The sequence below is a fragment of the Kiloniella laminariae DSM 19542 genome (assembly GCF_000374005.1).
Lineage (GTDB): Bacteria > Pseudomonadota > Alphaproteobacteria > Kiloniellales > Kiloniellaceae > Kiloniella > Kiloniella laminariae.
Window position 1 is genome coordinate 109,863 of record NZ_KB893137.1, and the last position, 10,976, is coordinate 120,838.

Here is a 10,976-nt window from a genome sequence, read left to right on the forward strand (position 1 = left end):
GCTTCCCTATAATAGACCGGCGCGTTGTCAGGATGATGACGCGCCGGACTCTTTATCAGGACAAAATGTAATGTTTTCGTTTATTCTCAAGCGTCTTGCCGGGGCTATTCCGACGCTGTTTATTATCATTACCCTGGCTTTTTTTCTCATCCGTACGGCACCAGGCGGCCCGTTCGACAAGGAACGGACAGTTCCCCCAGAGGTTCAGGCAAATCTTAATGCTGTATATCATCTGGACAAGCCACTCTATGAACAATACGGACACTATCTGTTCAATGTCATCCAGGGAGACTTCGGGCCTTCTTTCCAGTACCGGGACTTTTCGGTAACTGATCTGATTGGATCCGGTTTTCCTGTATCCCTGACGCTTGGTCTGACGGCGATCTTTTTTGCGATCACAATCGGTATGTCCCTTGGCGCGATTGCTGCACTCCGGCAAAACTCGGCCATTGACTATGCGGTGATGGCGACAGCCATGACCGGGATCACTATTCCCAACTTTGTCATGGCGCCTTTGCTGACGCTGGTCTTCGGCGTCTATCTTGGCATGTTGCCTGTTGGCGGCTGGGGTGATGGTGTGTCCCAGGCTATTCTGCCCGTGGTGGCTCTGGCTTTGCCTCAAATTGCCTATATTGCGCGCCTGACCCGGGGATCCATGATCGAGGTCTTGCGGTCGAACTTTGTTCGGACAGCTCGGGCCAAGGGATTACCTGAAAGGGTCATGCTGACACGCCATGCAATGAAGGCTGCGATGCTGCCAGTCGTTTCCTATCTCGGCCCGGCCTCTGCAGCCATTATTACCGGCTCTGTTGTTGTCGAGCAGATCTTTAGCATTCCCGGGATCGGGCGTTATTTCGTCCAGGGGGCCTTGAACCGCGATTATACGTTGGTGATGGGGGTGGTGATTTTTTACGGAACCCTGATCATTGTCTTTAACCTGATCGTTGATATCGTTTACGGCATGCTGGATCCAAAAGTGAGGATGGGATAATGGCGATCGATATGGAAATAAAAAGCGCCATGGATCTCGAGCCTGAAGTCAAGGGACGCAGTCTGTGGCAGGATGCTTTTCGCCGCCTATTGAATAACAAGGCATCAGTCGCAAGTTTTGTTGTACTGATCACGATTGTTCTCATCGCTCTTATTGGCCCGTTGTTGCACTCTCATCCCTTTGATGAAGTTTACTGGGATTACATCCAGTCTGCACCTGATGTGGAGGCAGGGTTCTATTTTGGTACGGATACCAATGGCCGTGATCTGTATGTGCGGACGCTTTATGGCATTAGAGTTTCCTTGCTGGTCGGTCTGGTTGCGACCGGTGTTTCCCTGTTGATCGGGGTTACGTACGGGGCAATTGCCGGCTATGTTGGCGGGACCACAGATAATCTCATGATGCGCTTCGTCGATATCATGTACTCCATGCCTTTCATGTTTTTCGTCATCCTGCTGATGGTGATTTTCGGGCGGAACATTTTTCTGATCTTTGCAGCTCTTGGGGCCGTTGAATGGTTGACTATGGCCCGAATTGTCCGGGGGCAGACCCTTTCGATCAAAAACCGGGAATTTGTTGAAGCCGCCCGAGCTGCAGGTGTCAGCGGTTTTAATATCGTCCGTCGCCACATCATTCCCAACGCCCTGGGACCGGTTATTGTCTATGTGACCTTGACCATTCCACAGGTAATTCTGATTGAGAGTTTTCTCTCTTTCCTTGGTCTGGGGGTACAGGAGCCGATGACCAGTCTCGGGGTTTTGATTTCCGAAGGCGCCCAACAAATGGAATCTGCGCCCTGGGCTCTGTTGTTCCCGGCGAGTGCGCTGGCGATTATCTTGTTTTGTTTCAACTTTATCGGCGATGGTCTGCGTGATGCGCTTGACCCGCGTGATCGCTAGGGAGGTCAAATTCATGAGTGATATTATTCTTGAAGTAAAGGACCTCTGCGCCAGCTTCTCGACACCAGAGGGGCCGGTTAACGCGGTGAATAATCTCAACTTTACCATTCGTGCCGGTGAAGCCATGGGGGTCGTCGGAGAGTCAGGATCAGGCAAAAGCCAGACATTCCTCGCGATCATGGGGCTGTTGGCCACGAATGGAACGACAACCGGCAGTGCAAAGCTGCTGGGGCAGGAGCTGATCGGACTGAGTATGGACGAGATCAACAAGATCCGTGGTCATACAATGTCGATGATCTTCCAGGACCCTATGACCTCGCTTAATCCCTATCTCAAGGTTTCCCGGCAGCTGACCGAAGTTCTGGTCCAGCACAAGGGGGCAACCGAGAAAGAAGCAAGGGTACAGGCGCTGCATATGCTGGACCGCGTGGGGATACCAGAAGCAGCAAAGCGGTTTGACATGTACCCGCACGAATTTTCCGGCGGGATGCGTCAGCGGGTCATGATTGCTATGGCGCTGCTTTGTGAGCCAGCTTTGCTGATTGCGGATGAACCGACAACAGCACTGGACGTTACTGTTCAGGCCCAGATTCTGGATCTGATGCGGGAACTGAAAGACGAGTTCAATACGGCGATTGTCATGATTACCCATGATCTCGGCGTGGTGGCCGGTCTCTGTGATACCGTCAACGTTATGTATGCTGGACGGATTGTCGAGCGGGCGCCAGTGGACTTCGTCTTTGACGAACCCCGTCATCCCTATAGTCAGGGGCTTCTGGCTTCGACCCCGCGTCTTGATGAAAAAATTCATGATAACGAGCTGGTAACCATATCGGGGCAACCGCCCAATTTACAGCGCTTGCCCAAAGGATGTTCTTTTGCTCCGCGTTGTATTCACGCAAGGGATCGTTGTCTTGGGGAAAGGCCTGCCCTGCATCAGGCTTTGCCTGATCGCTTCAATGCCTGCCATATGGAAGAGGGTTGGTCATGACGATATCAGATAATGTCCTTCTGGATGTAAAAGATCTCAAGGTTCATTTTTCCATTCCTGGTCGCGGAATGTTTCAGAAAGCCAGGTTGCTGAAGGCTGTTGACGGCGTGTCCTTTCAGGTCCGTGCGGGTGAAACACTCGGTGTTGTGGGGGAGTCCGGTTGTGGCAAGTCCACTTTGGGCCGGGCAGTTTTGAGGTTGCTGGAACCAACAGCCGGGCAGGTCGCCTGGCTGGGACAGGATATGGGCGGGATGAAATCCGAAACCCTGCGAAATGCCCGGGCTGATCTTCAGGTGATTTTTCAGGATCCACTTGCATCTCTCGACCCGCGCATGACCATCGGGCAGATTATTGCAGAGCCGCTGATTACCCATAAGCCTCATCTTTCGAAGGAAGAGGTCAAGGAGGCGGTCAAGGCGATCATGGCGAAGGTTGGTCTGCTACCTGATCAACTGAACCGCTATCCGCACGAGTTCTCGGGCGGGCAGTGTCAAAGGATTGGTATCGCGCGCGCGATGATTCTGGAACCCAAGCTGATTGTCTGTGATGAAGCGGTCAGTGCGCTGGATGTTTCTATTCAGGCCCAGATTGTCAATCTGCTGATGCGTCTGCAAAAAGAGTTTCATCTCAGTCTGATCTTTATCTCGCACAACCTGAGTATTGTCCGGCATATCAGCAACCGTATTATGGTGCTGTATCTTGGCCGAATGATGGAACTGGCAGACCGGGACCAGATCTATAGTGAACCGCTTCACCCCTATACCAAGGCGCTGATTTCAGCTGTACCCATTCCTGATCCCAAGGTGGAGAGGAACAAGGAGCATATTGCCCTGAAGGGGGATCTTCCCAGTCCGCTCAGCCCGCCTTCGGGTTGTGTTTTCCGGACACGCTGTCCTTTTGCCAAGGAGATCTGTGCAACCGATGTACCTGAGCTCAAGGTATATGACGGCAAACGGGAAGCGGCCTGCCACTTTGTCGAGGGCTGATTCCTGCTGCGGGGCAGGATTAGGTAAAAAAATGGCTGCCTCCTTGTGAGGCAGCCATTTTTTTATGGAGGAACAGGCCGCCTGATACTTAAAATTAAATTTTCTAATTTAAAGTTGTATTTATATTATTTATACAATTTATGTTTGTGTTGAAGTGGATTGCAGTTATACTCGGAGCCAATGTTTATTGGATTGGGTGGGGCATTGCTTATCATGTATCTAATTTTACATATATTTTTTCCTCATATGTCTTTTCCTGAGACGAGACATGCCAATCCATGACCTGGTTGATTCGACAACAGGAAGCAGGTCTGCAGGATTTCCATCCAGAATTTAAACATGCCGTCGATGCATTGATCGGGGTAATTCCCAATGCAGAAGTGGGAAGTTTTAGGTTGTCCGGGGAAATCATTGACGAGATGCCGACGAGCCCTGCGCAGAAAATGCGGCCTTATCAGGAATCTGTCGTTACCTGTTTTGCCATTCCGATTACAGAAGACAGCCTCTGGATCTGGCACAAACACGGTGAAAACCGTTCCCTTATGGCCAACTATGTACTGGGACTTGCCGCCAGGTCGATTATTGATCGTCTCGCAGCTCTCGACAATATCAAGATAGAGGAAATCACGGCTCTTGTCGGCCAGGAACTCTCGATGGTGCGCCTCGGGGAGTTAGCTGGACTGGGGCGACGTGGATGGAACAACCTTCTGATCCATCCCGAATGGGGGGCCTGGCTGCAGATCCATGCGGTGATTGGCCATATGTCTGCCCCTCTGGCCTCTGAATTGGCCACAGATGTATGTATTCACTGCGGGAACTGTATCAGGGCTTGCCCGGTAAAGGCAGTGAAACCCCATCGCTTTAATCCAGTCGCCTGCAGCAGTGTTGTTGCGGCCCCGACAAGACGTAAATCCAAGGCCATCGCCCTGACAGAAAACAGCTACATCGAATGCAGGGAATGCATCAAAAGTTGTCCCATAGGATCCGCACCGGAGGAGATTTTTGAATGGAAGCATTAAGGGAAAGGGTATCGGATGATCATGAGTATCTCAGGGATGACGGTGCATTTGTCTTTCATCATCCCCCCAAATATCTCTGGGAACGCAGTCCTGATACGATCGATAGAGAACTTATTTGGCAGGATTATCATCTCTATATTCACGTCCCTTTCTGCCGGAAAATATGTACCTTTTGTACCTTTGAACGCCGTCAGCTTCACCGGGGGGCTATTGACTGGTTTGTCGAATTACTGGATCGCGAAATGGACCTGTATCAAAACCAGGATCGTTTTGATCTGGCGAAAATCCAGTCGGTTTATCTGGGCGGTGGGACAGCCTCGCTGCTGAGTAATGATCACATTGCCCACATTCTGAAGCGTTTGAGGGCAGAATTTGGTCTGCGGGGGGAAGAGACCGAAATTACGCTGGAATCTGAGCCGGGCACAAAAAAACCGGCAGATCTGCAGGTGATCCGTAAACTTGGTGTGAATCGTATCTCAATCGGGGCCCAGGCTTTTGATGATGCCCAGTTGAAGTTATTGAACCGTTCCCATTCGGTACAGCAAACACTGGATATGATTACGGCGGCCAAACAGGCAGGTTTTGACAACCTGCACATTGATGTCATGTATGGATTGCCTGGCCAAACCATGGCGCGCTGGCAGGAAACAGTCAGGCGTACCATTGATCTGGAGCCCACACATATTTCTGCCTACCCCCTGATTGTTTTTCCCGGTGAGTTGCTGGACCGTTCTTTGGAAAAGAACACTTTGCCAGGTCGTCCGGACAAGGAAACCATCAATGAGATGCGCGAATATGCCACGGCAGAATTTAAAGCGGCTGGGCTTTTTCGCTACTCAACGGCGGAATTCGCCCGGCCCGGCAAAGAGTGCCGTTATGTGCAGTCGACCTGGGACAGTTCAGATTATCTCGGTTTCGGTCCGGGCGCTTACAGTCGACATGGGCATCTCCTATGGGAGGATGACGTTATTCACCCTGCCTATGAAAGAAAGATCCAGTCAGGGGAAAAACCACTTGGCAAACGCTATGAAATGGCCCCTGAACAACAGTTGCAACGGGACATTGCCATGGGGCTTTGCCTGCTCGAAATTGATATCGACGAGCTCCAGAAAAAAGCAGGATGCGTCTTTGAAAACGAGTTTCTGGAAACCTATGGGCAGCTTGAAGAGCAGGGGCTCCTTGACCGGGAGGGATCAAGAGTTTTTCTGACGGAAAAGGGTGTTAGATACGCCACTTACGTCATGAAATGTTTCACCACTCAGTAATTCAAACCAAACCAAACCAACCTAGGGAGATTTCTTATGGCTGAACAAACCGCGGGATTGATGAAAATTGGCTTTGTCCTTGATGTCGCAAGAAAAGATGTCCGGTTTTTAAACGATTTGGATCGTAGCCCTTTCCAGACCTTGATGGAAAGCGGGATTGACCTTTCACCGGGGGAAATCCAGGCGGTTATTGATGTGGTGAAAGATACCTCGCTATCTCACTATGCTCCGGCGTTGAAAAAAAACCGGGTGCTCTGGCAAGACATCCTTAAGGAAGCTGCTATTGATCTTGATAATCTGCGCAAGAAACCGACCAAAGGAAAATAGTCGACTCTGGAACGGATAACATTGCAGGTATTGCTGAGCCAGAGAGCAGTACCTGCGTTCTGACTGCGGGAAACGCTGTGCAACATCTACTGCTATACGCGGGACTGGACTTTATACTGGATGAAGACGGTCACTGGCACTTCATCGAGATCAACGACCATCCTGTTGCTTTGAACCGGGCAGACCATCTCGCAAATCAGTGCCGTTATCCGCTGTTTCCCGGACAGGGGCTTTCCATACTGGCGCAAGAACTGATCCGTCTGGCTGCAGGGAAGCCCATTGCGCTATTGCTGCCGGATTGTTTTCGGATCACTGCTCAAGCCGAGCTGTTTGATTTTGTCGATCCGTTGCAGAACGAGGGACCTGCCAAGCTGACAGTGGCAGAGTTTCATGAGATCGCAGAACAAATCCGAGACGCAGGCCACCCTTGCGCTATCATAGATACAACCCAGATTTCCCACCAAGATGGCCGCTATTTTCTACTGAATGGCAAAGAGCTCGGACTGCTTTACAGGCGTAGCTATTCTTTCCCAAAAACACAGCCATTGATTCCCAGTGTGAACGATTTACGTCTCAGGGCAGTCTGTACGGACAAGCGCTTGATCGCCTCATTACTACAGGAGAAAGCGCCTGATATCGGATGTATACCGACTTACTCGCACAGGGATGAAAATGCCCTCCATTGTTTTCTCGAAGAGATGGCTGTGACGAACAGCTATGTGATCCGAAAGCCACGGGATGGTGCCGGTAGCCGTGGTGTGGAGCGTTTCTTGGCCCGTGATCTGTTACGGGATGTTTCGACGGAAACAGATAACCAGGCAATCTATCAACCCTGGATCCCTCCCTGCACCCACAGAAAGGGGCGCTATGAGTACCATGTTGATTTTCGGCTTTATATGGTTGCTGGCGAGGCTGTTGGTGGCTTTGCCCGGCAAGCTGCAGCCCCGAATTCTCACTTGACCGCGGAAAGTCCGCTTTGCTGGATGACGACGAACGGGCCTGCCCTTCCTCTGTCGCAGAAAGAACTGGCGGATAAGGAGGAGGGTTCTTTCTCCTTATCCGCGGTCCAGCTGGAAACACTTAGTAAGAGAGCGGCCACGATTGTCGAGATCATCGAAGGCTATGCAGCAAAGCTCGACTATAGAAGAACCTGTCAGAAGATTCCTGGGTTTGAAAGCCAGGTGGCTATAGAAGGCCAAATGAAACCGATAAATCTACGCCCGGTTGCTCAAGCCTGAGAACCCGGCTCCGTGCTTGTCTTACCCGTATAGGGCTGCAGACATAATTCTGTTATGCCTTTTCAATATTTCGCACAGGCGATTGTGCGGCAGGGCATGAATGGTTGTTCCGTTCAAGCCTGTCATGGTTTCTGCTGCGACCAAGGCATTGACGATGGCTTCTTCTGTGGCTTCGACAGTGGCCTGAAACAAGGCGTTCATACTGTCGTTGTCAAGAGGCGGGGACGTTTGGGAGGCGGTGGAGAAGGCGATAAAGATATCGCCGCTGCCGTTGTTGGCGACACTGCCTAGCCGGGCAAGACCCATGCTGACACGACGCGCAAGTCTCTTGCACTGATGTGCCAGCAGAGGCGCGTCAGTGGCGATTACTACGATGATCGATCCCGTGCCGTCAGCGCGGCTTTTTTCTTCCGGCATCAGGTCTGTAAGCTCCTGCCCCACAGGAATGCCCGCGATGAGCAGCTGCTCTCGCAAGCCGTAGTTTGACTGCACAAAACAGCCGAGTGTGTAACAGTCTTCCCCGATATCGACTTGTCTGCTCGAGGTGCCATTCCCTCCCTTGAACTGGTGGGTGATCATGCCTGTTCCACCGCCAACATTGCCTTCCTCGACAGGGCCGCTTCTGGCGGCATCCAGGGCGGCTTGGGCATGCTCAGGCCGGATATGAAATCCGTTGATATCGTTCAGGACACCGTCATAGGTTTCTGCGATCACGGGCAAAAGGAACCGCTTGCTTGCCTCTGTATCGCGGGCGAGCAACCAGCGGCAGGTTCCTTCGTGTGCCGCACCGATGCTGTGTGTATTGGTCAGAACGACTGGGCCAGTCAGCAGGCCTGATTCCTCCAGCCAGTGGCTGCCGGTCATCTCTCCATTGCCGTTGAGGGAAAATAAAGCTGCGGGAATTTCAGACAGGGCCGCGAACTGCCCGCAAGGCAGAATGGCGGTTACCCCGGTCCTTACAGATTTGCCTTCGATCAGCGTGGCAGTGCCAACTTCCAGTCCGGGAACATCCGTGATGCCATTGTGGGGGCCCGGCTGCCCGGTAAAGGGAATTCGAAGATCCCTTGCGCGTGCTTTTGACATAAAGAATAGCTCCTGATTTGTGAGGATATGCTGTTTATACAGATGGTACAGCAGCAAATACCAAGGGGATGAGCAAGGGCTTATTGAAGAGGACTCGAGAAAGGATGGAGAAGCCCCTTACTGCCTTTTTAAAGGGGTTGATAGGGGGAGACAGAAAGAGAGGCAGATTCGAATATATGGCATTTAAGGCATAATTGTTGGATATACTTCAAGTAATAATTTTTACATGAATTTTTCTAAAATTAAATTATTATAAGATATTGTTTTTAAATAATATATTGTGAAATTGTGATTGAATGAATATATTTAAAATTTTAGCTTAATAAGCTATATATTTGTCTTTCTTTAAGTAAAATTTCTTATTTTCAAAATATTGCCTTAAGTAATTACTTATAAAGAAAATCAATATATTGTTTCTTATGTAATCTATTTGTTTTTTGATTTGAAGTACCCAGAGGATGGTTGGGCGAGATGGTTGATGAAGTAAAGCATACGATTTCTGATATGGTGGTGGATAACCCGGGTGCACAGGTTTTGGTTAAACCTGCTGCGGGGCAGGAAGTCGTTGTCGAAACAGGGGAAAACAGCGAGTATCTGCTCGATTTCGAACTGGTGGACGTTCAGGTTTCTGGTACGGGCTCGGAACAATTTTCGCTGGTCTTCTCTGACCAGAGCCGCATCACCTTTACTCGCCTGGCGGGGTATGCTGAAGACGAAGAACCCCGATTGATTAGCGGAGATGACAAGATTGCCTTTTCTGATCTTTTTGATCTTCTTGCCCAACTCAATGACGGGGATGTTATCGAAACTGCAGCAGGGACGGGAGATGGTCTGTCGGCTTCAGGTGGCGGAGGATCAGTTTATGATGATGATCTTGGAAAAACACTTGATGGGCTTGATAGCAGCAGCACGCTGGAAGATGAAACGGCCTTTTTGTTTAATCTTCTGGAAGCAGACCAACCTGAAGCATCGATCCTTGACGAAGCCTCTTCTGATGCTGTTTTGCCCGCTAACCAGGGCATCAGTGCGATTACCGACAGTGATCTGACTGCCAACAGCCTGCGCGAGGATGCTGCTGAAGGTGATGCTGTATATATTACCGCCTTTGCCAATGACCCAGATGGAGAAGAGGTTACCTATAGCCTTGCGGATAATGCCAATGGATTTTTCGCCATCGACCCGGTTACGGGTGTGGTTACATTAACTTCCACTGGTGCCTCTGGCCTCGATTATGAAACTGCGACCAGTCATGACATTACCGTTGTGGCGACATCGTCTGATGGCACAACTACTTCCCAGATTTTTACTGTTTCGGTAACAGACCAGATTTGCGAGTTCAAATTTCCCGAGACAACGAACCTGATTGAAGGTGACGGACGAAATAATACCCTGCGTGGCACTGACGGATCAGACGAAATCCGCGGACATGCCGGTAATGATCATATTCTTGCTGGGGATGGTGACGATCTCATCATCGGCGGTACTGGTAATGATACCCTTCGGGGAGAAGCCGGGAACGATGTCTTTTTGATTGAGGGCAAAGATCAGGGCGCCGATCGTTTTATTGGTGGCGATGGCACGGATCACATTCATGGCGGTGACGGCGATGACGTGATTACTGTCAGTCATCTGACCAAGGGAGATTCCATTGAGGAGATAGATGGCTGTGAAGGCACCAATGTGCTGTCCGGGACTTCAGGCAACAACACAATTGATCTGAGCAATACGACCCTGAAAAATATTGGTCGTATCGATGGTGGTGCCGGAAATGATTCGATCACCGGGTCTGCCGGGGATGACACCATTGTCGGAGGTACGGGTAATGATAACCTGCGCGGTGGTGATGGCGATGATACTTTTATCGTTGAAGGCAACGGACAGGGGGCGGATCGTTATAACGGTGGTGCGGGCCGGGATAAAATTCAGGGCACAGATGGCGACCAGACGGTTGTTGTCTCGCATCTGACCGCGGGTGATTCAATTGAAGAAATTGATCTGGGCTCTGGCATCAATGTGCTGTCCGGGACCTCGGGTAACAACACAATTGATCTGAGCAATACAACCCTGACCAATGTCGCCCGTATCGAAGGCGGTGCCGGAAATGATTCGATCACCGGGTCTGCCGGGGATGACACCATTGTTGGTGGCACCGGGAATGACAATCTGCGCGGTGGTGA

Annotated in this window: 10 protein-coding genes; 9 read left to right on the forward strand and 1 reads right to left on the reverse strand. The window is 50.7% G+C overall.

Features of this window, described 5'->3' with window-relative positions; all coding sequences use genetic code 11:
* The first annotated feature begins 70 nt into the window (after positions 1–70).
* The 8 genes from oppB to B152_RS0108765 all read left to right on the forward strand — a co-directional run bounded on the left by oppB (position 71) and on the right by B152_RS0108765 (position 7,716).
* The gene (oppB, locus tag B152_RS0108730; protein ID WP_020592029.1) at positions 71–991 is read left to right on the forward strand and encodes an oligopeptide ABC transporter permease OppB; all 921 of its coding nucleotides are present in this window, start codon (positions 71–73) and stop codon (positions 989–991) included.
* Positions 991–1,890 carry an ABC transporter permease subunit gene (locus B152_RS0108735; RefSeq protein ID WP_020592030.1) on the forward strand — a complete coding sequence of 300 codons (900 nt, stop codon included), beginning with the start codon at positions 991–993 and terminating at the stop codon, positions 1,888–1,890. The genes oppB and B152_RS0108735 overlap by 1 nt, the downstream gene beginning before the upstream one ends.
* Before the next feature lie 13 nt (positions 1,891–1,903).
* Complete coding sequence (locus B152_RS0108740; protein ID WP_020592031.1) at positions 1,904–2,881, forward strand: ABC transporter ATP-binding protein; 978 nt, start codon at positions 1,904–1,906, stop codon at positions 2,879–2,881.
* Positions 2,878–3,867, forward strand: coding sequence for an ABC transporter ATP-binding protein (locus B152_RS0108745; RefSeq protein ID WP_020592032.1), 990 nt, complete (start codon positions 2,878–2,880; stop codon positions 3,865–3,867). Before B152_RS0108740 ends, B152_RS0108745 begins: the two co-directional genes overlap by 4 nt.
* A gap of 278 nt (positions 3,868–4,145) precedes the next feature.
* Complete coding sequence (locus tag B152_RS25235) at positions 4,146–4,886, forward strand: 4Fe-4S binding protein (RefSeq protein WP_020592033.1); 741 nt, start codon at positions 4,146–4,148, stop codon at positions 4,884–4,886.
* Positions 4,874–6,151, forward strand: a complete 1,278-nt coding sequence (gene hemW, locus B152_RS0108755; RefSeq protein ID WP_020592034.1) for a radical SAM family heme chaperone HemW — start codon at positions 4,874–4,876, stop codon at positions 6,149–6,151. Before B152_RS25235 ends, hemW begins: the two co-directional genes overlap by 13 nt.
* Before the next feature lie 36 nt (positions 6,152–6,187).
* Positions 6,188–6,478 (forward strand): hypothetical protein, encoded by a 291-nt coding sequence (locus tag B152_RS0108760; RefSeq protein WP_020592035.1) that lies wholly within the window; start codon positions 6,188–6,190, stop codon positions 6,476–6,478.
* A 77-nt stretch (positions 6,479–6,555) separates the two neighbouring features.
* Positions 6,556–7,716: an ATP-grasp domain-containing protein gene (locus tag B152_RS0108765; protein WP_020592036.1), complete on the forward strand. Its 1,161-nt coding sequence runs from the start codon at positions 6,556–6,558 to the stop codon at positions 7,714–7,716.
* A gap of 21 nt (positions 7,717–7,737) precedes the next feature.
* Here the strand turns inward: B152_RS0108765 and B152_RS0108770 are convergent, their stop codons facing one another.
* Positions 7,738–8,799 carry a DmpA family aminopeptidase gene (locus tag B152_RS0108770; RefSeq protein WP_020592037.1) on the reverse strand — a complete coding sequence of 354 codons (1,062 nt, stop codon included), beginning with the start codon at positions 8,797–8,799 and terminating at the stop codon, positions 7,738–7,740.
* A 471-nt stretch (positions 8,800–9,270) separates the two neighbouring features.
* Here B152_RS0108770 and B152_RS0108780 point away from each other — a divergent pair.
* Positions 9,271–10,976: calcium-binding protein (locus tag B152_RS0108780; protein ID WP_020592039.1), on the forward strand; the 1,706-nt coding region annotated here is incomplete at its 3' end.